Source organism: Paenibacillus lutimineralis (genome assembly GCF_003991425.1).
Lineage (GTDB): Bacteria > Bacillota > Bacilli > Paenibacillales > Paenibacillaceae > Fontibacillus > Fontibacillus lutimineralis.
The window spans coordinates 4,690,213-4,715,908 of sequence record NZ_CP034346.1 but is presented as its reverse complement, the minus strand read 5'-3'; the positions used below and the strand labels follow the sequence as shown (position 1 = coordinate 4,715,908).

At 47.9% G+C, this 25,696-nt stretch carries 23 protein-coding genes, 1 riboswitch and 1 other annotated feature (1 of these 25 cut by a window edge); of the genes, 18 read left to right on the top strand and 5 right to left on the bottom strand.

All coding sequences use genetic code 11. From position 1 onward, the window contains the following. Positions 1-236 (top strand) — a binding site (T-box leader); it begins 44 nt to the left of the window's first position. Positions 237-301: 65 nt separating this feature from the next. The 3 genes from pheS (at position 302) to zapA (ending at position 6,138) form a co-directional block, all read left to right on the top strand. After that, the gene (pheS, locus tag EI981_RS21050) at positions 302-1,336 is read left to right on the top strand and encodes a phenylalanine--tRNA ligase subunit alpha (RefSeq protein WP_127001574.1); all 1,035 of its coding nucleotides are present in this window, start codon (positions 302-304) and stop codon (positions 1,334-1,336) included. A 21-nt stretch (positions 1,337-1,357) separates the two neighbouring features. Continuing rightward, the gene (gene pheT / locus EI981_RS21045; RefSeq protein WP_127001572.1) at positions 1,358-3,808 is read left to right on the top strand and encodes a phenylalanine--tRNA ligase subunit beta; all 2,451 of its coding nucleotides are present in this window, start codon (positions 1,358-1,360) and stop codon (positions 3,806-3,808) included. A 119-nt stretch (positions 3,809-3,927) separates the two neighbouring features. Next, complete coding sequence (gene zapA / locus EI981_RS21040) at positions 3,928-6,138, top strand: cell division protein ZapA (protein WP_162616238.1); 2,211 nt, start codon at positions 3,928-3,930, stop codon at positions 6,136-6,138. Between the two features lie 90 nt (positions 6,139-6,228). On the opposite strand, the gene EI981_RS21035 is transcribed toward zapA, so the two are convergent. Further along, positions 6,229-6,600: a cupredoxin domain-containing protein gene (locus tag EI981_RS21035; protein WP_127001568.1), complete on the bottom strand. Its 372-nt coding sequence runs from the start codon at positions 6,598-6,600 to the stop codon at positions 6,229-6,231. Between the two features lie 237 nt (positions 6,601-6,837). After that, the gene (locus tag EI981_RS21030) at positions 6,838-7,200 is read right to left on the bottom strand and encodes a phage holin family protein (RefSeq protein WP_068780150.1); all 363 of its coding nucleotides are present in this window, start codon (positions 7,198-7,200) and stop codon (positions 6,838-6,840) included. Between the two features lie 164 nt (positions 7,201-7,364). On the opposite strand from EI981_RS21030, the gene EI981_RS21025 reads away from it, so the two are divergent. Further along, positions 7,365-9,728 (top strand): endonuclease MutS2, encoded by a 2,364-nt coding sequence (locus tag EI981_RS21025; RefSeq protein ID WP_127001566.1) that lies wholly within the window; start codon positions 7,365-7,367, stop codon positions 9,726-9,728. Positions 9,729-10,049: 321 nt separating this feature from the next. Continuing rightward, a complete protein-coding gene (locus tag EI981_RS21020; RefSeq protein ID WP_127001564.1) occupies positions 10,050-10,583 on the top strand; it encodes a hypothetical protein in 534 nt (177 codons plus the stop codon). A gap of 95 nt (positions 10,584-10,678) precedes the next feature. Here EI981_RS21020 and EI981_RS21015 read toward each other — a convergent pair whose 3' ends face one another. Then, positions 10,679-11,908: an NAD(P)/FAD-dependent oxidoreductase gene (locus tag EI981_RS21015; protein ID WP_227011518.1), complete on the bottom strand. Its 1,230-nt coding sequence runs from the start codon at positions 11,906-11,908 to the stop codon at positions 10,679-10,681. 372 nt (positions 11,909-12,280) lie between these two features. On the opposite strand from EI981_RS21015, the gene EI981_RS21010 reads away from it, so the two are divergent. From EI981_RS21010 to EI981_RS20970, 9 genes are all read left to right on the top strand, one after another. Continuing rightward, positions 12,281-12,514, top strand: a complete 234-nt coding sequence (locus EI981_RS21010) for a hypothetical protein (RefSeq protein WP_127001560.1) — start codon at positions 12,281-12,283, stop codon at positions 12,512-12,514. Between the two features lie 36 nt (positions 12,515-12,550). Then, positions 12,551-12,949, top strand: coding sequence for a spore coat protein (locus tag EI981_RS21005; RefSeq protein ID WP_418789023.1), 399 nt, complete (start codon positions 12,551-12,553; stop codon positions 12,947-12,949). A gap of 227 nt (positions 12,950-13,176) precedes the next feature. Continuing rightward, the gene (locus EI981_RS21000; protein ID WP_127001558.1) at positions 13,177-13,677 is read left to right on the top strand and encodes an Lrp/AsnC family transcriptional regulator; all 501 of its coding nucleotides are present in this window, start codon (positions 13,177-13,179) and stop codon (positions 13,675-13,677) included. A 13-nt stretch (positions 13,678-13,690) separates the two neighbouring features. Beyond that, positions 13,691-14,899 (top strand): aminotransferase class I/II-fold pyridoxal phosphate-dependent enzyme, encoded by a 1,209-nt coding sequence (locus EI981_RS20995; RefSeq protein ID WP_127001556.1) that lies wholly within the window; start codon positions 13,691-13,693, stop codon positions 14,897-14,899. Positions 14,900-15,121: 222 nt separating this feature from the next. After that, positions 15,122-15,313, top strand: a complete 192-nt coding sequence (locus tag EI981_RS20990) for an aspartyl-phosphate phosphatase Spo0E family protein (RefSeq protein ID WP_418789078.1) — start codon at positions 15,122-15,124, stop codon at positions 15,311-15,313. 191 nt (positions 15,314-15,504) lie between these two features. Further along, positions 15,505-16,074, top strand: a complete 570-nt coding sequence (locus tag EI981_RS20985; RefSeq protein ID WP_127001554.1) for a cob(I)yrinic acid a,c-diamide adenosyltransferase — start codon at positions 15,505-15,507, stop codon at positions 16,072-16,074. Continuing rightward, a complete protein-coding gene (locus EI981_RS20980) occupies positions 16,071-17,021 on the top strand; it encodes an RluA family pseudouridine synthase (protein WP_127001552.1) in 951 nt (316 codons plus the stop codon). Before EI981_RS20985 ends, EI981_RS20980 begins: the two co-directional genes overlap by 4 nt. A gap of 155 nt (positions 17,022-17,176) precedes the next feature. Continuing rightward, positions 17,177-17,542 carry an arsenate reductase family protein gene (locus tag EI981_RS20975; RefSeq protein ID WP_127001550.1) on the top strand — a complete coding sequence of 122 codons (366 nt, stop codon included), beginning with the start codon at positions 17,177-17,179 and terminating at the stop codon, positions 17,540-17,542. A gap of 25 nt (positions 17,543-17,567) precedes the next feature. Continuing rightward, positions 17,568-18,458 (top strand): 5'-3' exonuclease, encoded by an 891-nt coding sequence (locus EI981_RS20970; protein WP_193556506.1) that lies wholly within the window; start codon positions 17,568-17,570, stop codon positions 18,456-18,458. A 131-nt stretch (positions 18,459-18,589) separates the two neighbouring features. On the opposite strand, the gene EI981_RS20965 is transcribed toward EI981_RS20970, so the two are convergent. Further along, entirely contained in the window at positions 18,590-18,889 is a 300-nt protein-coding gene (locus EI981_RS20965; RefSeq protein ID WP_127001546.1) for a DUF3055 domain-containing protein, read from the bottom strand. Between the two features lie 226 nt (positions 18,890-19,115). Between EI981_RS20965 and EI981_RS20960 the strand changes: the two genes are divergently transcribed. Beyond that, positions 19,116-20,120, top strand: coding sequence for an HRDC domain-containing protein (locus EI981_RS20960; RefSeq protein WP_127001544.1), 1,005 nt, complete (start codon positions 19,116-19,118; stop codon positions 20,118-20,120). A 96-nt stretch (positions 20,121-20,216) separates the two neighbouring features. Here EI981_RS20960 and corA read toward each other — a convergent pair whose 3' ends face one another. Then, on the bottom strand, positions 20,217-21,152 hold the full coding sequence (gene corA, locus EI981_RS20955) for a magnesium/cobalt transporter CorA (RefSeq protein WP_127001542.1): 936 nt from the start codon (positions 21,150-21,152) through the stop codon (positions 20,217-20,219). Between the two features lie 586 nt (positions 21,153-21,738). Continuing rightward, positions 21,739-21,860, top strand: a riboswitch (SAM riboswitch). Positions 21,861-22,210: 350 nt separating this feature from the next. Here corA and metA point away from each other — a divergent pair. The 3 genes from metA to EI981_RS20940 all read left to right on the top strand — a co-directional run bounded on the left by metA (position 22,211) and on the right by EI981_RS20940 (position 25,586). Then, positions 22,211-23,146 (top strand): homoserine O-acetyltransferase MetA, encoded by a 936-nt coding sequence (gene metA, locus EI981_RS20950; protein WP_127001540.1) that lies wholly within the window; start codon positions 22,211-22,213, stop codon positions 23,144-23,146. A gap of 84 nt (positions 23,147-23,230) precedes the next feature. Continuing rightward, positions 23,231-24,415 carry a PLP-dependent transferase gene (locus tag EI981_RS20945; RefSeq protein WP_127001538.1) on the top strand — a complete coding sequence of 395 codons (1,185 nt, stop codon included), beginning with the start codon at positions 23,231-23,233 and terminating at the stop codon, positions 24,413-24,415. Continuing rightward, entirely contained in the window at positions 24,408-25,586 is a 1,179-nt protein-coding gene (locus EI981_RS20940) for a trans-sulfuration enzyme family protein (protein WP_127001536.1), read from the top strand. Before EI981_RS20945 ends, EI981_RS20940 begins: the two co-directional genes overlap by 8 nt. The last annotated feature ends 110 nt before the right edge of the window (positions 25,587-25,696 follow it).

Below are 25,696 nucleotides of genomic sequence, written 5' to 3'. Positions count from 1 at the left end.
GGAGGGGACGCCGCAGATTGAGAGCGTCTCTACGAAATTTAGACTGCTGAAGTTCACTCCGGAGCAGTTCCTTGAACCGCCTGTTCCCACTGAAGGGAATAAGGAAGTAGAGGATACCGGTCACGAGCCGTTATTCGTTAAAGTGAGAGTTTTGTTGTAACAGCGATACGCCTGGTGCGTGTGCTGCACGCACCAGGCTCTAACAAGGGTGGTACCACGGTCTTTTCGTCCCTTTTCGGGAGAGAAGGCCTTTTTTGTTTGGATTTCAACATGATTTTTAACGTTTAGGGAGGAAAAATTCATGAAAGATCGTTTGGAAGCACTCAAACAGGAAGCATTGGAACAGCTTCACAAGGTTGCGGATGGTAATCATCTGATTGAGCTGCGTGTTAAATATTTGGGTAAGAAGGGTGCACTTACGGAAATTTTGCGCGGTATGGGATCTTTAAGTGCTGAGGAACGCCCTGTTATCGGTCAGGTGGCCAATGAAGTTCGCGGGGCTATTGAAGCACTGGTGGAAGAGAAGATTGACTTTTTCCAACGTCTGGCTACTGAACAGCGTCTGGCTGCCGAGCAGGTAGATGTGACTTTGCCGGGCCGTCCGATGAAGCAAGGTGCGATTCATCCGCTGAATCAGGTTATCCAGGACATTGAAGATATTTTCATTGGTATGGGTTATCGGATTGCTGAGGGTCCTGAGGTTGAGACCGATTATTATAACTTTGAAGCGTTGAATTTACCGAAGGATCATCCGGCTCGCGATATGCAGGATTCTTTCTATTTAACGGAAGAGTTGCTGATGCGTACACAAACTTCTCCGGTTCAAGTACACACGATGGAGCAAATGAAGGGCGAGGTGCCGATTAAGGTCATTTGTCCGGGACGAGTATATCGTCGCGATGATGATGATGCGACACACTCCTTCCAGTTCCATCAGATTGAAGGTCTGGTTGTCGGCAAAGGAATCCGGATGAGTGATTTGAAGGGGACCTTGCTGGAGTTCACAAAGAAGATGTTCGGCTCGAATACGCAAATCCGGCTTCGTCCAAGCTTCTTCCCATTCACTGAGCCTAGTGTTGAGGTCGACGTAACTTGTGTTAAATGCGGTGGCAATGGCTGCCGGGTGTGCAAGCACACCGGATGGCTTGAAATTCTGGGTAGCGGCATGGTACACCCACGCGTGCTAGAGATGAGCGGCTATGATCCTGAAATTTATAGCGGTTTTGCATTCGGTATGGGTGTGGAGCGGATCGCGATGCTGAAATATGGTGTGGACGATATCCGTCACTTCTTCAGCAATGATCTTCGTTTCTTGCAGCAGTTTGCCAGAATTTAATAGCGGAAAGGGGAAAGTCAGATGAAAGTATCAGCCGAATGGTTATCTAAATATGTATCGCTTGAAAATGTAGATATTACTGAGCTCGCAGAGCAAATTACACGCTCGGGCATTGAGATTGATTCGATCGAGAACCGCAACAAAGGTGTGACTAAGGTTGTTGTCGGTTATGTCAAGCATAAGGAGAAGCACCCGGATGCTGACAAGCTGAACGTGTGTACAGTAGATGCTGGCGAGGACGAGGATTTGCAGATCGTCTGCGGAGCCAAAAATGTTGACGCTGGCCAGAAGGTTGCCGTAGCGCTTGTGGGCGCTGAGCTGCCAGGTGGATTGAAGATCAAGAAGGCGAAGCTGCGTGGTGTTCCTTCCCATGGCATGATTTGCTCCGCTAAAGAGCTGGGGCTGAATGACAAGCTACTGCCGAAGGATCAGCAGGAAGGAATTCTCGTGCTGCCAGAGCAAGTTGAGATCGGCACGCCGATCACGAACCTGCTTGGACTTGACGATCAAATTCTGGACTTCGATTTAACGCCGAATCGTTCCGATTGCTTAAGTATGCTGGGCGCGGCATACGAAGTGGGTGCGATTCTCGGAAGAGAAGTTAAGCTACCAACGCCGGAGAAGGATTTGGTAGAAGTACAGAAGCCAGCTAATGATTATGTCGCTGTGAAGATCGATGCATCGGCATTGTGCGACCACTATGCAGTTCGTTATATCACAGGCGTTAAGATCGCTCCTTCGCCGCTCTGGATGCAGAATCGTCTGATGGCTGCGGGGGTTCGCCCGATCAACAATATCGTTGATATCACGAACTACGTTATGCTGGAATATGGTCAACCTCTGCACGCTTTCGATGCTGACAAGATTGCCGGCGGTGTGATCGGTGTGCGCGAGGCTAGCTCAGATGAGAGCCTGGTTACACTGGATGGGCAGGAGCGCAAGTTGGAGGCGGGAACGCTCTTGATCGTGGACGGAGAGGATAACCCGATCGCTCTCGCCGGAGTTATGGGTGGCCTTAACTCGGAAGTAACTGAGCAGACGACGAATATTGTGCTGGAATCGGCCAAATTCAGCGGCAGCTCGGTACGGATTACATCCCGTCATCTGGGACTACGTTCTGAGGCATCCTTGCGTTTTGAGAAAGTGGTTGATCCGAACTCTGTAATTCCGGCCCTGAACCGGGCGGCAGGACTTATGATGAAGCATGCTTCTGGCAGTGTTCATCAAGGCGTAGTGGAGACAGTTGTCAAACAACCGCAGGAGAATATCATTTCTCTATCACTTAGCAAATTGAATTCTTTCCTTGGAACGGATATTTCAACGCTTGAGACGAAGACGATCCTGAGCAGATTGCATTTTGATTGTGGAGATATGGCCGATAATACCATTGAAGTGCGCGTACCTACACGCCGCGGGGATATTACCCGTGATGTCGATTTGATCGAAGAAGTTGCCCGCATATACGGATATGACAACATCCCTACTACAGTAATAGAAGGGCCGACAACTGCTGGCGGATATACGAAGTCGCAGGCTCTACGTCGTTCCTTGCGCAAACTGCTGGTACATGGCGGTTGGCAGGAGGCGATGGGCTATTCCTTCGTGAAGGAAGGCAGTATTAAGCTGTTCCCGCGTCTGGGTGCAGGAGAATATGAAGTGAAGTTGGCAATGCCGATGAGTGAGGAACGGGGCGTGTTGCGCAGCAGCCTGCTGCCAGGACTTACTGAGATCGCGGCATATAACCGCAAACACAAGCAGGATAATCTGGCATTGTTCGAGATCGGTAATGGGTTCCTATCTACAGAAGAGAAGCTGACGAAGCAACCACAAGAGTTGCCTCTGCTCGGAATGTTGCTGACTGGAAATCGTGGCGAGAAGCGCTGGAATATGCCTGCGGAGAAGGTGGACTTCTTCGATATCAAGGGAGCGCTGGAAAGTGTGTTTGAAGCGCTGGGGTTAAGCGAAAAAGTCTTTTATGAAGCGAACAAGCCAGTTGGATTCCATCCGGGACGTTCTGCCTCTATGTATCTCGATACACCGGAAGGCAAGCTATGGATCGGTACCATAGGACAGCTTCATCCAGATCTTCAGCGTGAAATAGAGCTAGTGGATACGTATGCAGCAGAATTGTTACTTGAACCGATCTACCGCTATGCAGGAGCAACGGTAGCATATAGTGATTTACCGCGTTTCCCTTCGATGCAGCGTGATATCGCTGTTGTGGTTGGCCAGGAAGTTCAGGCCGGAGATTTGATCGGGACGATCCGTCAGAACGCAGGCGAATTGCTGGAATCCGTTGAGGTATTCGATATATTCATCGACAGTAAGCTGGGAGAAGACAAGAAGAGTGTGGCCTTGTCTCTCGTATACCGCAACAAGGAACGGACATTGACGGATGAGGAGATCACTGCAGTTCATGGATCTGTGGTCAATGCACTTGAGCAAACTTTTGCAGCTGAATTAAGAAAATAGCAGGAATTGTACAAAGTCACATCGAATCAAGTACAAGTAAACGATTCGATGTGACTTTCGTGCAAAAAAATGCATATTTCAGACACCTAGAACAAAGCGCAATAAAGGAGGCACAAAGTTTGAATACCCCTGACCGAATTAGTGTAAACGTAGATATTTACGGTACTTCTTATAAAATTGTTGGCAGTAATGAAGCGTATATGAAACAGATCGCTAAGCGAGTGGACGAGCAGATGCGTTCCATTTCCAAGGCGTATTCACATTTGGATACTCCTCGTCTAGCGGTGCTGACTGCTGTTCGGATGACAGAAGAGGCTGCCAGAGTCAATCAGCTTGAAGGTGAATTGAAGAGCTTGCAGCAGGAGAAGGCGTCCATCATTCAGGAGCTTGAAGTGCTGAAGACGTTAAATGGCAAGCAAGAAGAGCAATATGCCAAGCTTCAGGAGGAGTATGGCAATTTGAAGGACGACAGGAAGGCGTTGTCTGACAAGCTCACGGCTACCGAAGCAACGTTCAAACAGCATGAAGCTGAAAGTTCTAAGCAGGCCAAGGAACAAGAGGCCGAGAACCTGAGGCACAAGAACAAAGTGCAGGAACTGGAACGTCAGCTGAGCGAACAGCGGAACAGTAACACTCAACTGCAGAATAAGCTACGTGCTTCAGAACAAAATGTACAGCGGGAGAAGAGCGAGCACGACAAGCTTAGCGCTCAATTGAAGGCTGTGCAGCAGCGTGAAGAAGCAGCTAAGGCTGATGGACAACAGTTGAAAGTAAACGTGGATAAACTGGAGATGCAGAAGAAAGGTCTGCAGGAATCGCTACAGAGTGCAGAAGCAGAGACCAAGAAGCTGCAGCAGCATGTGCAGGAAGCGAATGAAAGGGAGAACAAGCTCCGCTCCGAATTAGATGGCGTCCTGCAGAATGAGAAATCGTGGCAGAAGCTGGCTGAGAAACGTAATGAGGAGCTGAGTGGTCTCGAGACGAAGATACTCGCGGTATCCGAAGAGCTAGAGAAGAACGAGCAGCAGCTACAATTCGCAACGAAGGAAGCGAATGCCGCTCGCCAAGGTCTGCAGGTTGAACAGGACAAGCTTAAGCGGACTGCTGGTGAATTGGAAGAGTTGCGTATTAAATTGAAGCAAGCGCTGTCGGATCGAGGAACCGCTATTATGAAAGCGGAAGCGAGCGAGGCGGAGAAGAACCGTTTGCAAGAAGAGATTCAAAGTATGGGTGAACGTATAAGTGAGCTGGCAGAAGAGTCCAAGGGCTACGCTCAGCTTGCGGAAGCGAGCGAAGTAGAGAAGAATCGTCTGCAAAATGAGATTCAAAGTCTTGTCGATCGCATTCAAGGTATGGAAGAAGAGGCTAAGAACTATGATCAGCTTGTAGAATCTGGCGAAGCAGAGAATGAACAGCTGCGGAAGAAAGTCCATAATCTTGAAGATCGGATCCGGATTCTTCAGGAGGAGTCACAAGACTATGCTCTGCTTGCAGAAACGAGTGAAGCCGAGAAGAACCATTTGCAAGTGGAAGTACAAAACCTTGAAGAACGTATTCGTGGGCTGAAGGAAGAGACTGGGGTCCATGCCCAGCTTGTGGAAGCAAGTGAAGCCGAGAAGAAGCGCTTGAGTGAGAAGATTGAGAGTCTTGGTGAGAAGATTCAGAAATTGCAAGAAGAGTCCCGGGAGTACGCTCAGCTCGTTGAGGCTAGTGAAGCCGAGAAAGAGCAGCTCCAAACGGAGATTCAGAGTCTGGATGAACGTATTCGGGAGCTGAGAGAGGAGTCCGGGGGCTATGCTCAGCTTGCAGAAGCAAGTGAAGCGGAGAAGAGCCGATTGAATGAGATGGTTCAAAGTCTAGGTGATCGTATTTGTTCCTTAGAGGAAGAAGCCAAAGGTTACGCCCAGCTTGCGGAAGAGCAAGAACAGGCACGCAAGGATGCCGAGCAGCAGGAGCAGGCCTGGAGGACCCAGTTGGCTTCAGCAGAGCAGGAACTGGCTTCTTGGCGGGAGATCGAGGCGGATTTGCAGCGACAATTGAATACATGGCAGCAGGAATGCGCGGCCAGCTCGGAGAAGGTCGAGGACCTGAACGAGCAGTACGATGCGTTGCAGCAGGAGAAGGGGCAGATGTCAGAGCAGCTTCGGCAAATTACTGAAGGCTACGAAATTGTGTCGCATGAGTATCATCTGTTAAAATCAGCCAAGGAACTGGACCAAGAGAATACGCAGAAGCTTGAGCAGGAATATAGGCGGCTGAAGGAAGATTATGCGAAGCTGCAGACAGAGTATGACGAGTGGATTGAATTGATCGAGCAGGATAATAACTAGCACTGTGAATAGTCACGGTACTAAATGAAGGGTCCTTAGGCGATTCGCCCAAGGACCCTTATTGTGCTTTTTGAACTACCTCTAGTTGATTTATTCTTCTACAATAATTTTGGAGATCATGGTTGAATGTCCGGTTCCGCACATAATGGAGCAGGCCAATTCAAATTCCCCGGCTTCCTCTGGGATGATCGTCTTGGACTGGCTCTTGCCGCTTAACTGCAGCTTAAGTCCAGGCACGAGCATCCCATGATTGCCTTCCTTGCTCTTGAAAGTGATCTTCACCGGAACGCCCTTCTTCAAGTGGTACTCAGGCTGATCGAATTGATAATCGGTCGCTTCGATCGTGAGCTCGGCTTCTGGTGTAATGTTGTTATTTTCGGAACTGGTATTGGAACCGCTGCCACAAGCAGCCAAGACGAGCAATAACACAGATGTAGCCATAAATGCAATAGTCTTCTTCATAATCATCACCTGCAATATAGTATTATTGTGACAAATTTAAGAATATTATAGCGCAGGTTTTCAATCAAAAGAGGGGGACGGTATGAATAATTAGTGAACATTTTCCATATTTCTCAGATTTTCATATGTGAATGTAATCGTGAAATATGAGTCCATAAAGAAAACTACCCCGAAGCCTCCAGATATAGGGGCGCGGGGGTAGTTCTTGCTGCATCTTGTAGCTTTTACTTAGTAAGCTTATCGAGAGCCATTATCTCGGCCTGCCTCAAAGGGCGTAGATACGGGGATGAACAAGTCGATAATCCCGATCACTAGTGCCGCCAGTAAGGCGCCGATTACAGACACCGAGACACCGGATACGACGAATTGAGCGAGCCAGATCACGAGTGCACTGGCCAGAAAACCGACGATGCCGCGTCCAAATGGAGTAACCTTCTTGCCGAATATGCCCTCAATGGCCCAACCCAATAAGGCAATTACAAGAGCGAGCACAAGAGCGCTCCAGAACCCACCTACACTGAATTGTGGAACGAGCCAGCCCACAACCAGCAGTACCAGGGCGGAGACGATAAAACGGACAACATGCCCAAGAAAATGCACGGTATTTGCCTCCTTTTTTAATGAAATACATGTGGCAACTCTATATTATGATGTTCATGAAAGTCGGTTCTTATGTGCCTTTATTTTTAAATTAAGGCTAAATAGCGAAATTTGAGCGGTTTCGATATAATGTAACCATAGCTCGAGAGAGGTTGTGAAGTTTCTTGGATCAGAAAATACTGCATACGATGGAATATCCAAAAATTATAAATCATTTAGCCCGTTATACGCAGACCTCACTAGGCAAGCAAATGGCAGAGGAATTACAGCCAGTGACACGCTTGGAAGATGTGAAATTGTTGCTGCAGGGGACGGAGGAATCGTTTACCGTTGACCGGCTCAAGGGTTATCCTTCCTTCGGGGGAGTTGTAGATATAACGTCGGCTGTTAGACGAGCCCGCATTGGCGGTACGCTGAATCCTCACGAACTTCTAGGAATTGCGACAACGCTTGAAGGTTCAAGACGGATCAAACGCTACCTGTCTGCAGTGCATGAGGATAATCCGGTGGAAATATTATTTACACTGAGCGATTCCTTAAGTGAGCAGAAGCCGTTAGAGGATGCAATCAAACGCTGTGTGGATGACAGTGCGGAAATTATGGACTCGGCAAGTGCGGAGTTGTCGCAAATTCGCCGTGAACTTCGTGGTGGAGAAGTACGGATCCGTGAGAAGCTGGATTCGATGATTCGTTCGTCAACGGTGTCGAAGATGCTGCAGGATCAGATCGTTACGATTCGCGGTGATCGTTTTGTTATTCCCGTTAAAGCGGAATACCGTTCGCATTTTGGCGGAATCGTACACGATCAGTCCGGCTCAGGGGCGACCCTGTTCATTGAACCGGAGTCGATTGTCGCGATGAATAATAAGCTGCGTGAGACGAAGCTACGCGAGGAGCGGGAGATCGAGGTTATACTGCAGAAACTAACTGCGCTTGTAGGTGAGCAGGCGGAACTTCTGATATATGATATCGATATTCTGGCCCAGCTTGATTTTATGTTCGCCAAGGCACGTCTGGCGCGCGAGATGAAGGCCACGCTGCCGCGAATGAATGACCGCGGCTTCATTAAGCTGCGGAGAGGACGCCATCCACTCATCTCGATCGACCAGGTCGTACCGATTGACGTTGAGCTCGGCAATCACTTCTCGACGATTATCGTCACCGGTCCTAACACGGGCGGTAAGACGGTTACGCTGAAGACGATCGGTCTGCTCAGCTTGATGGCGATGTCCGGATTGTTCGTTCCGGTTGAAGAAGGCTGTCAATTATGTGTGTTTGACGCAATCTATGCGGATATCGGCGATGAGCAGAGTATTGAGCAGAGCCTGAGTACCTTCTCCAGCCATATGACGAACATCATCTCCATTCTGAAAAATATGACGCCGAAGAGCCTTGTTCTACTCGACGAGGTTGGGGCGGGGACGGATCCTGCTGAAGGCTCGGCATTGGCGATCGCGATATTGGAGCATATACATTCGCTGGGTTGCAGAATGGTGGCGACAACACACTATAGCGAGCTTAAGGCTTACGCCTATGAACGTAAGGGTGTCATCAATGCCAGCATGGAGTTTGATATCAATACATTGAGCCCAACCTATCGCTTGCTGGTAGGTGTACCTGGCCGAAGTAATGCATTTGCAATAGCTGAGCGGCTCGGGCTTCCGGCTCCGATTCTTGAATTCGCCCGGGGTGAAGTTAAGGAAGAAGACCTTCGGGTGGAGAATATGATTGCCAAGCTCGAAGAGAATCGGAATATCGCTGAGCAAGAGCGTGAGAACGCTGAGAAACTACGCAAGGAAATGGAAGGCCTGCGCAGTAAGCATGAGGCCGAGCTTGAGAAGCTGGAGCAGCAGAAGGAGCGTTATCTAGAGAAGGCGGATGAGGAAGCGAGGGAGATTATCGCTAAGGCTCGCAGCGAAGCGGAGAAGATTATCGATGAGCTGCGCTTGCTTGCCATGGAAGAAGGAGCCTCGGTGAAGGAGCATAAGCTGATCGCTGCCCGCAAGCAGCTTGACGAAGCTGAGCCAGCGATGCGTAAGAAGTCTATAGCTCATAAGGCTGCCAAGCCAAAACGCTCGATCCAGCCTGGTGATGAGGTGAAGGTACACAGCCTGAATCAGAAGGGGCATGTTGTCGAGCTGTCCGGCGACAAGGAAGCACTTGTCCAGCTGGGAATTATGAAGATGAAGGTTGCGCTTGATGACCTCGAGCTGATTGGTTCAGCTCCCGTTACGAAGCCGGTTCAGCGAACCGCAGCTAATGTGAAGCGTACGCGGGATGAGCATGTGCGGACAGAGCTGGATCTGCGTGGAGCCAATCTGGAAGAGGCATTGATTGAGGTAGATCGCTTTATTGATGAGGCGTACCTGAGCAATCTGGGTCAAATCTATATTATCCACGGTAAAGGAACCGGGATTCTGCGCAGCGGAATATCCGACTATCTGCGTAGACATAAGCATATCAAGAGCTACCGTCTTGGAAATTACGGAGAAGGCGGCACAGGAGTTACGGTGGCGGAGCTTAAATAATTCGTATGGAACGAATATGATCCATGTAGGGGGAGTAAGATCATGCTGAAGAACCTGGTCAGGGTTTTATTCGCGGCTGCCGTATGCTTCATTGTCGCTGGGATTATCTATCTCTGGGTGGCTTAATACGCATTTAAGTGCGTGTTTAATAATTCCAGCTTTCAGCACCGAGAAGGTTGGATGAAGCTAGGGCCTGAGGAGCGGAGCGTACGTAGTTTGTACGTGAGCACCGGAAGGCCCGGCTGAATTCAAGATTCGATGCCGATTAAGCTACCAGTACTACTTCGTGATCAAAGTTGGATTAAAGAAAGGATGGGGACGATGGAGACGACAATTTGTCCATGGTGCCAGACAGAAATTGTATGGGATGAAGAAATAGGGCCCGAGGAGTACTGCCCTTATTGCAACAATGAGTTGAAGGGGTATCGTACTCTGAATATTGGGATTGATGAGATTGAGGATGAAGAGAACGAGTACGACGGGGATGAAGATCAGGATCAGAAGGTCTTTTGGGAACATGAAGAGAGCGGACATCTCGATGCGATTCGTAGAGTAGAGACCTTTGCCAAGGCGGGCGGAGATTTGTTGGCTTATGACTCCGGAGTGGAGAAAGTACTGGATGGCCAGGAAGAGGTACCTGAGTGCCCTCATTGCCGTGAGTACATGCTATTTGCTGGAAGCCAACCATTGCCGGACAGCTTCGTACCTGCAGTTCCGACCGGATTGGCGAGGCCGTTAGTGCAGAAGGCGGCTAAGCTGGACACCTATATTTGCTCGGCTTGTTTTCATGTGAGTCATTTCCTAACAGAAGACGAGAGAATGCATCTCATTCGTACAGTGACCGAAGAAGAATAAGAGTAAGCTTGAGAAGGAGAACCTTCATTTCCGTGATTGGAATTGAAGGTTCTTTTTATATTTAGTAACGCTTAGGCAGAATACCAATCGGGAGTCTAATGGAGTTTAGGAGTAGGATGGGGAGTGCGCGTTAAAGAGAACATCTGTATGTCAGGTCGATCAACTCCGCTGATGATATCCGTAATCATCTCTGCGGCAATCGTGCTGCATACCGTACCATTGCCGCCATAACCTTCGAGAAAATAACAATGCGGGTAATCAGGGTGGGTACCGATATAAGGAAGTCCGTCATGAGTATGCCCGAACACTGCGCCCCAGCTATACTCCGCTTGGATTGTAGCAGATCTCGGGAACATTTGATGTACATAATCAAGTAGCTGTTTGCTCTTGGCTAGATAGCGTCCCTCTACAAGTCTGCCTCCAGGTAAGAGTTCATCTAAGCCTCCGGCTATAATTCTTCCGTCCCGGGTAGTTCGTAGATAGTAATAAGGCCGGGCCGTCTCCCAGATCAGGCATTGTTCGTACCAGTCCCTAAAGTCCTTGAGCGGTTCAGTAACGATGACATAGGAGCTTGTTAATTCTGCGCCTCTCTCGCGCTTGTATTGCTGTGTCTCATATCCAGTCGCAAAAATAACATGCCTTGCTGTAATCTGTGACTGCCCGCATCGACAGATCACCCGATCTTGGGTAAATTCACAGCTGCTGATCGCGGATTCTTCATAGACCCGCGCTCCCTGCTGGACTGAATGTTCAACCAGGCTATGAACGAAGGCATAAGGGTTAACCTCTGCATCCCCTTTGGTATAGATGGCAGCGGTTTTTTTGAATGAGAAGTGGGTTGAGATTTGGTCTTCATTCCACCACGAAGCATCAAAACCGTAGCGTTGCAAGGTTCTATGCTCCTCTCTAAGCATATCGGCGTCCTCAGGCGTGCTGGCGAAATATAAGCTTCCGCGGGGAAGCAGTCGGGCCACTTCGGGAAAATCCTGACTAAGACGGATTAAATGCTGGTTAGCATCACGGCAGAGTCGGTAGAAATGCACGGCCTCCTGCTCGCCAAACGTATGAATCAGTGAGGTTAACGTCTTATCATTGGAGAATTGGAGTAGGCCTGTATTTGCTAGGGAACTGCCGGAGGCGATTTGATGACTTTCAACCAGAACAGTATTGATGTTCCTCTGGGTTAAAAGAAATGCAGTTATTGCTCCGCCCATCCCCCCTCCGACAACCAATACATCGCAGGAGATATCCGTGTTTAAGGTGGGGTATTTGCTAGGCTCGGGAGATACGGTGGGCCAGTAATAATGACCGGAATGCAGCTTCAAAATAGGCCACTCCTTTAGAGGAAGTTCAAAAAGTCCGCTTTTGATCACGAAGTGAATCAAGAAGTAACTCGGCATCGAATCTTGAATTCAGCCGGGTCTTCCGGTGCTCACGTACCCACTACGTACGCTCCGCTCCTCAGCCCCTAGCTTCATCCAACCTTCTCGGTGCTGAAAACCAAACTTTTTGAACATGGATTTAAATAGGTAGTTCAAAAAGTCCGCTTTTGATTACGAAGTGAATCAAGAAGTAACTCAATAAGGTTGCTGTTGTTCACGAGATTGTCGTTAGTATGTCCAATTAGAGACATCATAAAAAATCACTTGCGGGAGCATAATAGGCAAGAATTGAATCAAAAATCAGGAGGAATAGGCATGAACAATATGCAAATGAAGCCTCTCTCAGGCAAGGAATTGGATTACATCGCCGATTCACTATCCAATGAGAATATGCTTATCAAGCTGTATGCGACAGCAAGAAGCGTATCGGCCAACGCGCAAATCAGCCAGGTCATAGATCAGCATCTGCAGGTTCATGAGCAGCATACACATCAGATGATCGAAATGCTGAAGCAGCACCAACAAATGGCACCGACGCAAAGTCATTAACCAACAGTTCTTTAATAAATATCTAGGAGGATAGGAATGATGAATCAACAACAGAATCAATCACAGGGTCAGCAAATGATGAACGAGTCCGATTACCTGAATGTTATTCTATCCGATCTGAAGAGAACGGTGCGTGAATACACAACGGCCACGACAGAATCGGCATGTCCTGTTGTCAGACGCATGTTCACGGATCTGACCAACAGCACGCTGCGATTGCAGGGTGAATTATTTCAGGTGATGGAGCAAAATAAAATGTATACCGCGCCTTCTCCAGCACCGCGCCAAATGATTGATAAGGAGATTCAGACTGCGCAACAGGATCATCAACAAGCGCATCAGATGAGTCAGCAGCACGGTATGCAATCCGGTGCTTTCTACCATCAGAACAATGTGTCGAATCACACTTCGAACGTACAGAATCCATATACTTAACCTAACCGTTCAAGCGGCTGGAGAAGCGATTAGTTCGGCTTACCGGCTATAGTTCAGCGACCGTCCGTCCAGGGGATAACTCATCCTTATGACGGACGGTTTTTCTTTGCAGATACATGAAATTCATGTAATATTAGTATTAAATTTAGTTTTCGGCAGGCGGTGCGTGGAGAATGCATACGAACTACCACCCTGACATTTGCCGGAACAGCGCTGGAGGATGAAGGATGAGACAAATAAGCGAGCTTAAGCTGAAAGTGCTGGATCTTCTGAAAGAGGACGCGAGGCGTGACCCTAATTTGCTGGCGACATTGCTCGGCGCGACTCCTGAGGAGATAGCGGAGGCGATCGCGGAATTGGAAGAGGATAACGTGATCGTGAAGTACGCTACGGTGGTTAATTCCAGCAAGCTGGACGATGAGAAGGTGACGGCGTTAATCGAAGTACAAATTACGCCTGAGCGTGGAAGAGGGTTTGAGACGATCGCCGAGCGCATTTATTTGTTCCCGCAAGTAATGAGTGTCTATCTGATGTCCGGTGCATATGATTTGTTGGTTGAGGTGGAGGGCCGTAACCTGAAGGAAGTGGCCAGCTTCGTGTCCGACAAGCTGTCTACACTTGAGTCCGTACTATCTACCAAGACGCATTTTATTTTGAAGAAGTATAAGCAGGATGGCATTATTTTTGAAGATCCTGAAGAGGATCGCAGACTTTTGATATCTCCGTAAAGGAAGTAATAATATGAGTGTAAATTCACAGGATGTAGAGAACAATAGCAAATCTATGACATCTTATCTGTCTCCCGTCGTAAGGGAGATACAGCCTTCGGGTATTCGTCGTTTTTTTGATTTGGTGAGTGGCAATAAGGATATTATTACTCTAGGTGTCGGTGAGCCGGATTTTATAACTCCTTGGCATGTACGAGAAGCTTGCGTATATTCGCTGGAGCGTGGGTTTACGAGCTACACATCCAACGCAGGTATGCCTGAGCTTCGCGAGGCCATTGCGGAGTACCTATATAATAGCTATGATCTGAAATACGATCCCAAAGATGAAATGATCGTTACTGTGGGCGGAAGCGAAGCGATTGATCTTGCTCTTAGAGCTTTGATCGAGCCAGGGGATGAGGTTCTCGTGCCGGTTCCGTGCTATATCTCCTATTCCCCAATTACTTCAATTGGCGGAGGAGTACCGGTAGAAGTCGAGACTTTTGCTAAGGACAGCTTCAAGCTGAAGGCTGAGCATTTGCAAGCTAGGATTACGCCGAAGTCCAAAATATTAATTTTAAATTATCCGAGCAATCCGACAGGCGGTATTATGACCTATGAGGATTGGCTGCCGATTGCCAAAGTGGTGGAGGAGAATGATCTGATCGTCATCGCCGACGAGATCTATTCGGAATTGACCTACGATCACAAGCATGTCAGCTTCGCTTCGATCCCTGGCATGAAGGACCGTACCTTGCTCGTTAACGGCTTCTCCAAGGCCTTTGCCATGACAGGTTGGCGCATGGGATATGTATGCGGACATCCTGACTTGATCTACGCAATGCTGAAGATCCATCAATATACCGTGATGTGCGCTCCAGTTATGGGCCAAGTGGCTGCGCTCGAGGCTCTGAAGAACGGCCTTAGAGAGAAGGATCATATGGTAGAATCGTATAACCAGAGAAGACGCCTGATCGTACAGGGACTGCGGGACATCGGCTTGTCCTGCCATGATCCCCAAGGGGCATTCTACGCCTTCCCAAGTATCCAATCGACTGGACTTAGCTCCGAGGAATTCTCGCAGAGACTGCTTATGGAAGCAAAGGTGGCAGCTGTACCTGGCAACGCTTTTGGCGGTGGCGGGGAAGGCTTCCTACGTTGTTCCTATGCGACATCGGTCAGTCAACTTAACGAAGCACTACACCGAATGGGCCAATTCGTCCATAAGCTGAAGCAAGGCTAGGTCTGGCGCTGTGACCATGAACTATTCACCCGGGAAAATGGTTCTATTTAACATTTCTTTCATTTATTAATTGATCATTGTCCAATTAATATGGTATAATATGTTTTCGGAGGAAGGTTATAGTTTCTCGGGGAGGGATAACTTTTGGGTTGTGGTGAATACAATCTAGTATATGATATGGCGGGGCTATTGATCGCTGAAGACAATGAATCAAACAAGTGGATGGTAGAAGCGAACCGTAAGACTTCACCACAAGCAGTAACCTTGGAGGATGAAATTCATATACTTCGTAATAGAATGGAAAAGATGTTCTTGCAAGAGAAGTCTTTTACCTCGGATATTGTAATCGAAATCAGCCGTTTGCTGGATCTGAAGATTAATGAATTTATGAAGAAGCGGAGTAAGAAACAATAATCAAGTAGCGACCTGACAGAGTTCAGTCGATTGAAGAAGATCTTTTACAGATCTTCTTTTTTATGCGATTCAGGGTTATCGAGAGGGTTGCAAGAAGTTGAAGAAGCCTAGTAATCATCTGGAAAAGCCCTCAGCATCGTTTTATGGTATATTGGGAATATCGATTTCTAAGGATAGGGGGAGTTTCTCTAATGACGATTTACACGCGTACTGGTGATCAGGGGCAGACCTCAGTGATCGGCGGGAGAGTATATAAGGATGATGAGAGAGTAGAAGCCTACGGCACGATAGATGAATTGAACTCTTTTGTTGGACAGGCTGTGAGCCTTGCAGAAGGGGAGAAATTCGCCGATCTTCACGAGGATCTTCTGCTGGTTCAACAGGAGTTGTTCGATTGTGGATCTGATCTGGCCTACGTCAAGATCAAAGAGAGCAAATACAAAGTAACGTCTGAGCTATGGGAGAGATTGGAGCAGTGGGTGGACCGCTATGAACAGGAAAATCCTAAGCTTGAGCGCTTCATTCTGCCTGGCGGTTCCCAACTGGCAGCTGTTCTTCACGTCTGTCGTACAGTCTGCCGCCGCGCTGAACGCCGAGTAGTAACACTGAGCCATAAAACGGAAATTAACGAGGACGCTTTGAAATATATCAATAGGCTATCTGATTTCTTCTTCACGGTGGCCAGGACAGCTAACGCGCGTCTGGCGGTTCCCGATATAGAATATTTGCGCAGTCGGAAGGTGTTTGGCAATAAATCATGACAGATTACTATGAACCGATTACTTATCAGGTAACAGAGCTAGAGGAAGGTTGGCTGGTGAAGACGGTGTTGCAGCGGCGCTTAGGCGTATCGCGAAAGCTGCTGTCACGAATCAAGCTGACGGAACGCGGTGTAATGTTGAATGGGGAGCGAGTGTACATCAGCGTGGCAGTAAGAGCGGGCGATATCGTATCCATCTCATTGGAGCAGGAGATGTCAGAGGATATTTTGCCACAGCCGATTCCATTCGATATTGTGTATGAGGATAACGCACTGCTGATCGTTAACAAGGAACCAGGGATCATCGTTCATCCAACACATGGTCATTATATGAACACGCTGGCCAACGGGGTTGTACACTACTGGCAGGCCAAAGGCGAGAAGTACCGATTTCGTCCAGTGCACCGTCTGGATCAGGAGACGAGCGGGATTATTGCGATCGCCAAGAATGCCTATATCCATCAGCATATTTCGGAGCAGCTTATAGCGGGGCAAGTATCCAAGAAATACATTGCTCTCGTACACGGTTGTCCGCAGCCTGCGAGCGCCTCGATTGACGGTCCTATTGATCGTGATCCACAGGAACCGCATCGCCGCATCGTGACGGCGGATGGCTATCCTGCATTGACTCATTATGAGGTAAAGGCTTGTTATGGAGAAGGGGCTCTGGTGGAGCTTAGGCTGGAGACAGGGAGAACGCATCAAATCCGCGTTCATATGACCTCAATCGGTCACCCGTTGATTGGCGACAAGATGTATCGCTACTTAGGCTTCGACGAGCTTAATGAGCAGGAGCGGGCAAGCATGAATGCACTGGATGCTCTTATTGATCGGCAGGCTCTCCATGCCGCTGAGCTTGGATTCATTCATCCGTTAACGGGCGAACAGATCGTATTCTCTGCTTCGTTGCCTGCAGATATGGCTCATTTACAGAAAAGGTTGAATTAGAGTGCGTGTTCAAAAAGGACGTTTTAAGCACCGAGAGGGTTGGATGAAGTTAGGGACTGAGTAGCGGAGAATCGTGGTCGCTCATCCTTGAATAGCCCCTTTTGAGGTTATCAAAAGTGGACTTTTTGAACGACCATTTAGAGAGGAACGATACTATGAGTACACTTACAGTTTATCACTATCCTAAATGCGGTACTTGCCGCAAAGCGGTTAAATGGTTGGAGGAGCATGGCCATCATCTGGAGCTGCACAATCTGAAGGAGACAACTCCTTCAAGTGAACAAATGTCAGAGATGATCGACCGCAGCGGGCTTGAGCTTAAGAAGTTCTTCAATACGAGCGGTGAGGTATATAAAGAGCTAGGGCTTAAGGACAAGCTGCCAGGTTTATCACGCGAAGAGGCGATCCAGTTACTCGTCTCTAATGGTATGCTGATTAAACGACCGCTTGTAACGGACGGACATAAAGTTACCGTAGGCTTTAAAGAGGATAGCTATGAACAGTCGTGGGGAGACAAATAGATTTTAATAGGGGAGCTTGTTTACGATTATGGAACAAACAAAACAGCGTTTATTGTTAGTTGATGGGATGGCATTGATGTTCCGGGCTTTCTATGCTTCGGCTGCAACCGGATATATTCGGCGCACCAAAGAGGGTCTGCCGACCAATGCCGTCTATGGATTTATGCGTTATTTCTGGGATGTTGTGCAGAAGTTCGGGCCAACCCACATTGCTTGTTGCTGGGATCTAGGTAGTAAGACCTTTCGTACCGAGCAGTTCTCAGCCTATAAAGGTAACCGTTCGGATGCCCCTGATGAGCTAATTCCACAGTTCAGTGTGATTCGCGAAGTGATGGATAGCTTGGGTATTCCTAATGTCAGTTCGCCTGGGTTTGAGGCGGATGACTGCATCGGATCGCTGTCCGTCAAATTCAGCGAGGACATGGAAGTGTTCGTCCTGACTGGTGATCATGATATGCTTCAGCTTGTGACTGATCGAACCAGCGTAATCATTATGAAAAAAGGCCATGGCAATTATATGGTATATACGCCGGAGAGTCTGATGGAGGAGAAGCAGTTAAAACCGGCACAGATTATCGATATGAAAGGCTTGATGGGCGACCCAAGCGACAATTATCCTGGTGTTCGCGGGATCGGAGAGAAGACTGCGATGAAGTTGGTCCAAGAATATGGCTCTGTGGACGGTATTTTGTCCAATCTGGACGGGCTGTCCAAGTCGGTTCGCACGAAAATCGAGAATGATCTGGATATGCTCCATCTCTCAAGACAGCTTGCCGAAATCCGCTGTGACGTAGAATTGGAGTGTACGGTTGAGGCCTGCTGCTTCGAGTTGAACCCGGCGCTTGTTGTATCCAAATTTGAAGAGCTCGAAATGGCGAGCGTCTCTTCATGGATGGGATTGGCGGTAGCAAGATAGACACAACATACCAGGCAGAACACAGACGCTGCTGACGGCGATTTATATGGCAGTTGAATGCTTGCAGTCACCAGCCCCCGTTCAGAGTGAATGGGGGCCTATTATTTGTTATTGTAACGTTGATTTGATGCTTAATCCGTAAAATAAGGGTCCCCTACGACTTGATACAGGAAACTGCGCATGTCCTCGCCTTCTTGTTCTTCGAGAGAGAAGATATGCTCTAGGTAGCCTTCCTCTTCGAGGTCATCGGTGCCAAGGATGGCCGTACGTCCATTTTGTAAATCGGTAACAAGCTTCTTACCGTAGAAGCGGTTCGTTGTCGTTACAGCAAGATCAAAGCGCTTCAATGAATGTCCGATGAAGGTTACAAATCTTGTTGAAGTGCTCTCAGTGCTATCGGATAAGAAATCAAGATCATTTGAGCCAGTCATAGTATAGCCCTCCTTAAAATGCAATGTCTTTTGTCATTATATCTGAAAAAATGGCATTTGTGGGAAAACAGCATTCATCGTTGACAGTACTTTATAAAATGGTACAATTAGGAATAACAGTATACGTTTAGGGGAAGCACCTCTCTTGCTATGGCAGGGGGGTGCTTTTTGTCGTTGTTAGCGCCCTATAGCGTTGCTGAAAACATAGAGGAGGCGAAATAGAAGAATGCGGATCGTATTTTTGAACAGCTTGGAGAGAAAGACCCTGGAGGACAGGACGATTGAGGCACAGATTTGGATTGGCGAAGATGAAGGTATATGGCATATGGGCTGGAATGAGCTGGAGTCGGAAGGTCAGCGGGAGACGATCTGGTTCGAAGGGGCATCGTGGTCGGAAATGCTGCTCGTATATCGTCATCGTCTGGCTGCCAAGCTGAGTGAAGGCTTCAGGCCGATTATCGATGGCATATGGGATGAGCGGGATATTGCGCAGGGTCGGGGAATGGTCGCACAGAGGCTGATCTGTTACAGTGAACTGCATCCTAATGAGGAATTTTATGCTGAACTGGCCTCTTGGCGTAGAAGGAAGGCATCCATGGAACGCAAAGCCCCTTACTTGATTGCTAGCAATCGTCTGCTTAAGCTGATTAGTGTGTTTTGTCCGCATAGCAAGGAAGAATTATTGCAGCTTCCTGGTGTTGGCGAGAATAAGGCGAATGAATATGGAGCCGAGCTAGTAGAGCTGTCGAAGGTTCGTGAACAACCTCGAGCGTTCCCACTCGATTGGGTGGAGGAGAGGATTGATGATGAAGTCTTCCGATCCTGGGTATACAAGCAGAAGGAGGCTAAATACCGTGCTGAGATGGAGAAGTTCAGCCTGCGTCGCAAAGTGCTGGAATGCTTGGCAGAAGGACAGAATATCAGCGATATCTGTCTTCATAGCGGACTCGAACGCAGGGAGGCGTTAGAACTGCTTGAGAGTCTGGAGAAGGACGGCTATCAGATGGATGATCTGATCAAGCTAGAGCTTCAGAGTATGCCTGAGCAAGAGCAAGTGGCAGTATGGCAAGCGTTCGAAGAGCTAGGTGATAATCTCCTTAAGCCGGTGTTATTGCGTGTGTTTGGAGCAGAGGCTACAGAGGACAGTCAAGTGGATCTGCTATATGAGCGTCTAAGACTGATTCGTCTCTCTTTCAGACGCAATGCGGGTTCGGTTCGGAAAGCGGTATAGAGGTAGTTGGACTCGTAATTATAGATTGCCCTGCAAGAAAAAGCGAGGAATATCCATCAAGGGAAGACCCGATGGTGAATATTCCTCGCTATCTGTTCAAATCCAGTCCCGCTTGCGGAAGAGATAGAACATCCCTGCCCCAAGTATGGCCATAATGCCAAGGACAACATAGTAGCTGTATCTCCAATGCAGCTCAGGCATATTGTCGAAGTTCATTCCGTAAATACCCGTTATTAGGGTTAGAGGGATGAAGATCGTCGTAATTGCCGTAAACACGCGCATGATTTCGTTCGCCCGGTTAGCGATCGAAGCCTGATAGGCTTCTCTTAAGTTTCCGACCAGTTCGCGAAACGTATCAAAGTTTTCGGCGATTTTTACCGCGTTCTCATAGATATCGCTAAAGTATTTTTGCAATTGATCATCGATCAGGCGCAAATCTTTTTTATTTAAAATGTTAATAACTTCTTTTTGCGGGCCAAGGACTTTCTTCAGCCATAGTATTTCGCTTCGTAGACCGATAATTTCATTCAGGTGCGAGCGCTTCGTATGCATCAGTATATCTTCTTCCAAATTCTCAATCTTCACTTCAATCCGGTCGCCAACGGTAAAGTAGTTGTCAACGACAAGGTCGATCAGCAGATAGAGGAACCAGTCTGGCGAACTAACCTCCTGCTCCCAAAGAAGCGGCTTGACTGCGCGAAGTTCATTGATTTTCTGCTTGGTAACTGTAATGATATAATGCCGTCCAAGAAAAACGTTCAGTGCACGCAGGAAAATTTCCTCATCATCGTAACGGATACTGTTCACAACGATGAAATAGTGATTCTCATAGGTTTCAATCTTTGGCCGCTGTTCTTCTTCAGACAGGCAGTCTTCCACTGCCAGATCATGCAATGAGAATAGAGGCTGAAGCAGAGCGAGATCCTCGGCATCTGCATCAATCCAATAGAACCCTTCCTCCGGAGGGGTTGTCGTAATTTCCACGTCCTCTATTGGTGTGAATACACCTTCCTTGACATGACGAATTTTCATATTAAGTTCACTCCCTTTTCCTGGCTATTACGTCAGGTATGCTCTCTTTAAGGTTCGAGCACAGGAAAAGACAGCGTCAGTTGAGGCAGACATGCGAAAGAGGCGCCACTACATATAGCTCCGTGACAAGAAAGTGCCCGCGCTAAATCCACAGGTCGCCTGCTGACCGTTTTTCCTATGCGGTTGTATCCTATAACTCTGCGGACTCGGGTCGCCTTCCATCTCGGATTTTTCACCTCTTTGTTCCTGAATTTTAAAACACTTGTCTAGTATAACGCTGTGCCATCAAATGTTTCAAGAGGTTGTTCAAAAAGTCCGCCTTTGATAAGAAAACCTCAAACGAGGCTATTCAAGGATGAGCGACCGCGATTTAAAGGTTGGTTTTCTTGTGATATAGAATTTCACATTCAACCTTTCGGTGCTGAAAACTGGCCTTCTGGAACTTTTTTAAGGAAAAATGTTCATTTCGAGCTGGGGTTAGAGGCTAATAAACCAAAAGAAATGAAAGTCTTGTGAAAATGCAGAAATGATGTATAATGAGATCAGTAAATTCAAATTTAAAACAATTGAATACAAAATACATTTTTTCTTATCAAGAGTAGGTGGAGGGACTAGCCCGATGATACCCGGCAACCGGCGAATTTTGCACGGTGCTAATTCTTGCAGGATCAGATGCCCTGTCGGCGTATGATCTCTGAGAGATGAGAGAGGTATATTCAGTCAGATATCAATGGCCTTTCTCGATTTATACGAGTGAGGCCATTTGTTGTATCTCCAGCTATTAAATGAGTGTTCAAAAAATCCGGTTTTCAGCACCGAGAAGGTTGGGTGAAGCTAGGGTCTGAGGCGCGGAGCGTACGTATTTTGTACGTGAGCACCTGAGATGTTTCCGGAGGAAACATGACTTCGTAAGCATTCGCTTAGACCCGGCTGAATTCAAGATTCGATGCAGAGTTACTTCTTGATCCACTTCGTGATCAAAAGCGGATTTTCGAACTTCCTCTTTGAGATGACAGATGATTTGTATTCAAATCCATGAAATGAGGAGTGGGAACATTATGCCAATCAAGATCCCGGATTATTTGCCGGCCAAGGAAGTACTGAATCAAGAGAACATTTTTGTGATGGATGAAAGTCGGGCATATCGTCAGGATATTCGGCCACTCCGCATTGCGATACTAAATCTTATGCCAACAAAAGAAACAACGGAGACACAAATACTACGCTTGCTCGGAAATACACCGTTGCAGGTCGATATCGTGCTCTTGCATCCAAGCTCCCATACGTCGAAGAATACATCGGCGGAGCATCTGGAAATGTTCTATAAAACTTTTGATGAAATCAGGCATCGCCGCTTTGACGGTCTGATTATTACAGGTGCTCCGGTCGAACAGCTCGAATTCGAAGAAGTGAACTACTGGAAGGAATTGCAGGAGATATTCGATTGGAGCAAGACCCACGTTACTTCGACCCTGCATATATGTTGGGCTTCACAAGCCGGTTTGTATCATCATTATGGCGTACGAAAAATTCCTCTGGACCAGAAATGCTTCGGCGTATTCCCTCATACGGTGAATAAGCCTCATGTGAAGCTGCTGCGCGGTTTCGATGAAGTGTTCCAGGTGCCACATTCTCGTCATACGGACGTATTACGAGCAGATATTGAAGCTAAAGATGAATTGGAAGTTCTTGCGGAATCCGAGGAGGCAGGTATTTATCTCGTAGCCACCAAGGATGGCAAGCAGATCTTCGTAACTGGTCATTCCGAATATGACCCGAGCTCTTTGAAATGGGAATATGATCGTGATGTAGCCAAGGGACTCGTGGTCGATCTACCGCTTCACTATTATCCAAATGACGATCCTTCCAAAACGCCGGTGTCTACCTGGAGATCGCATGCCAACTTATTATTCTCCAATTGGCTCAATTACTATGTGTATCAAGAGACACCTTATAACATTGATGAGGCGAAAGATTTCGTATATGAGATTTAAGTCCGTGTTTAAAAAGTCAGATTACTCCGTGATCAAAGGGAGACTTTTAAACAATCTATATAAATGATGAGAGGAAAGATTGGCATGGATAAGAAGTGGCATATTGAGAGTAAGCTGGCACAAATCGGCTCAGTGGAGGAACCGGTGACGGGAGCGGTCAATTATCCAATATATCAAGCAACGGCGTTCCGCCATCCGCGTCTCGGACAGAGCACGGGATTCGATTATGCTCGTACGAAGAGCCCGACTCGAGCGGTGCTTGAACAAGCGGCGGCCGAATTGGAATGCGGAGATGCCGGGTTTGCCTGTAGCTCCGGTATGGCGGCACTGCAGACGGTGTTTATGATGTTCGCCCAAGGCGATCACTTGATCGTATCGCTTGATTTGTACGGAGGTACATATCGGCTGCTTGAACGGATATTGGCGAAATTCGGAGTAACGGCCTCCTATGTGGACACGAATGATCTAGATAAGTTGGAGAGCGTACGTCAGCCGAATACAAAGGCTCTATTCATCGAGACGCCGACGAATCCATTGATGATGGTTACCGATATCGGTAAGGTAAGCAGTTGGGCAAAGCAGCATCAATTGCTGACTATCGTCGACAATACGTTGCTTACGCCTTATTTCCAGAGGCCGCTTGAGCTTGGTGCAGACATTGTAGTTCATAGCGCGACGAAATACTTGGGCGGACATAATGATGTTTTGGCCGGAATTATTGTGACCAAAGGAGAGAAACTGTCTGCCGAGATGTTCTTCCTGCACAATTCCTTGGGCGCTGTGCTTAGCCCGTCTGATAGCTATCAGCTCATGAGAGGTATGAAGACACTGGCACTGCGGATGGATCGTCACCAGAGCAATGCACTGGCGATCGCTAAATATTTGCAGAACCATCCACAGGTGGCGGAAGTATTCTACCCAGCTCTACCAGACCATCCAGGCTATGAAATTCAAAATCAGCAGAGCAGCGGCAATACGGGCATCTTCTCCTTCAAAGTGACGGACGCTCGCTATGTTGAGCCAGTGCTGCGACATCTTAAATTGATTACCTTCGCGGAGAGTCTCGGCGGTGTTGAATCGCTGATGACTTATCCAGCTGTACAGACCCATGCCGATATTCCGCTTGAGATTCGTGAAGCAGTAGGCGTTGATGATCGATTGCTGAGATTCTCGGTAGGAATTGAGCATGTTAACGATCTGATCGAGGATTTGGGCCAGGCTTTGGAGGCAGCTAGCGTCGAGGTTGAAGGAGGAGAGATTCATGAGTAACTTCCATTCGGGCGATGAACAAGATCGTAAGTTTGAGACTAAATTGATTCACTTCGGTGGCGAGTTGGATCCCAGTACGGGGGCTTCGAGCGTACCGATCTATCAAGCTTCCACCTTCCATCATCATGATATCTATAATCCTCCGGAATACGATTATAGCCGCTCAGGGAATCCAACGCGCCAGGCATTGGAGGATTATATTGCGGTATTAGAAGGCGGTGTGAAGGGCTTTGCATTCGCTAGCGGCATGGCCGCGATATCAACAACCTTCATGCTGTTCTCGGCGGGAGATCATCTGATTGTGACTGAGGACGTCTACGGAGGAACTTATCGACTGTTATCGAATGTGCTGAGCCGGATGAATATCGAGACGACTTTCGTCGATATGACTGACCCAGAGCAAGTGAAGGCGGCCTTAAGACCAAATACGAAAGCTGTATATATGGAGACACCATCTAATCCGACGCTGAAAATTACCGATATGGCCGAGATTGCTGCTTGGGCTAGAGAGCACGGCTTGCTCAGCATTGTTGATAATACGTTTATGACCCCATATTATCAACGTCCTATTGAACTTGGCGTAGATATCGTGCTGCATAGCGCGACTAAATTTCTTGGCGGACACAGTGATGTGCTGGCCGGGCTCGCTGTTGCACGTGACGAGGAGCTGGCCCAGCGCCTAAAATATGTGCAGAACGGGCTTGGCACTGTGCTCGGTGCGCAGGATTCGTGGTTGCTTATGAGAGGAATGAAGACGCTAGGTGCACGAATGGCGTACAGTGAGATCAGCGCTCGCAAATTGGCGGATTGGTTGCAGAGTCGAAATGATATCGAAACAGTCTACTATCCGGGACTAGAGCAACACCCTGGACGGGCAATTCAGGAGAAGCAATCGACAGGGTATGGCGCGGTTGTCTCCTTCGATGTTGGCTCGGGAGAACGTGCGAAAAGGTTGCTCAGCGAGGTTAAGCTGCCACTAGTCGCAGTGAGTCTCGGTGCGGTCGAGAGTATTCTATCCTATCCAGCGATGATGTCTCATGCTTCCATGCCGCGCGAAGTTAGACTGGAACGTGGAATCGGAGATGGTTTGCTGCGATTCTCAGTCGGACTAGAAGATATTGATGATCTAATCGCTGATTTAGAACAAGCTCTTAGCAGCAGTAAGATTTAAGGATTCATCGCTTAGCACCTGATCCTAAATCAGGTGCTGTTTTTATGGGCTTGAGTGTGTTAGGATAAATTTATCTGATAATTAATTACATTTGTGATAGTTTTATATTG

Bases quoted from the DNA above. Each gene is read 5' to 3' on its own strand.
- EI981_RS21000 (WP_127001558.1), top strand. From the start codon at position 13,177: ATGAGACAAATAAGCGAGCTTAAGCTGAAAGTGCTGGATCTTCTGAAA.
- EI981_RS20945 (WP_127001538.1), top strand. From the start codon at position 23,231: ATGGATAAGAAGTGGCATATTGAGAGTAAGCTGGCACAAATCGGCTCA.
- EI981_RS20995 (WP_127001556.1), top strand. From the start codon at position 13,691: ATGAGTGTAAATTCACAGGATGTAGAGAACAATAGCAAATCTATGACA.
- EI981_RS20960 (WP_127001544.1), top strand. From the start codon at position 19,116: ATGCGGATCGTATTTTTGAACAGCTTGGAGAGAAAGACCCTGGAGGAC.
- EI981_RS20975 (WP_127001550.1), top strand. From the start codon at position 17,177: ATGAGTACACTTACAGTTTATCACTATCCTAAATGCGGTACTTGCCGC.
- EI981_RS20990 (WP_418789078.1), top strand. From the start codon at position 15,122: ATGGTAGAAGCGAACCGTAAGACTTCACCACAAGCAGTAACCTTGGAG.
- EI981_RS20980 (WP_127001552.1), top strand. From the start codon at position 16,071: ATGACAGATTACTATGAACCGATTACTTATCAGGTAACAGAGCTAGAG.
- EI981_RS21005 (WP_418789023.1), top strand. From the start codon at position 12,551: ATGATGAATCAACAACAGAATCAATCACAGGGTCAGCAAATGATGAAC.
- pheT (WP_127001572.1), top strand. From the start codon at position 1,358: ATGAAAGTATCAGCCGAATGGTTATCTAAATATGTATCGCTTGAAAAT.
- EI981_RS20965 (WP_127001546.1), bottom strand. From the start codon at position 18,889: ATGACTGGCTCAAATGATCTTGATTTCTTATCCGATAGCACTGAGAGC.
- EI981_RS21020 (WP_127001564.1), top strand. From the start codon at position 10,050: ATGGAGACGACAATTTGTCCATGGTGCCAGACAGAAATTGTATGGGAT.
- EI981_RS20985 (WP_127001554.1), top strand. From the start codon at position 15,505: ATGACGATTTACACGCGTACTGGTGATCAGGGGCAGACCTCAGTGATC.
- EI981_RS21010 (WP_127001560.1), top strand. From the start codon at position 12,281: ATGAACAATATGCAAATGAAGCCTCTCTCAGGCAAGGAATTGGATTAC.
- EI981_RS20940 (WP_127001536.1), top strand. From the start codon at position 24,408: ATGAGTAACTTCCATTCGGGCGATGAACAAGATCGTAAGTTTGAGACT.
- EI981_RS21035 (WP_127001568.1), bottom strand. From the start codon at position 6,600: ATGAAGAAGACTATTGCATTTATGGCTACATCTGTGTTATTGCTCGTC.
- metA (WP_127001540.1), top strand. From the start codon at position 22,211: ATGCCAATCAAGATCCCGGATTATTTGCCGGCCAAGGAAGTACTGAAT.
- corA (WP_127001542.1), bottom strand. From the start codon at position 21,152: ATGAAAATTCGTCATGTCAAGGAAGGTGTATTCACACCAATAGAGGAC.
- pheS (WP_127001574.1), top strand. From the start codon at position 302: ATGAAAGATCGTTTGGAAGCACTCAAACAGGAAGCATTGGAACAGCTT.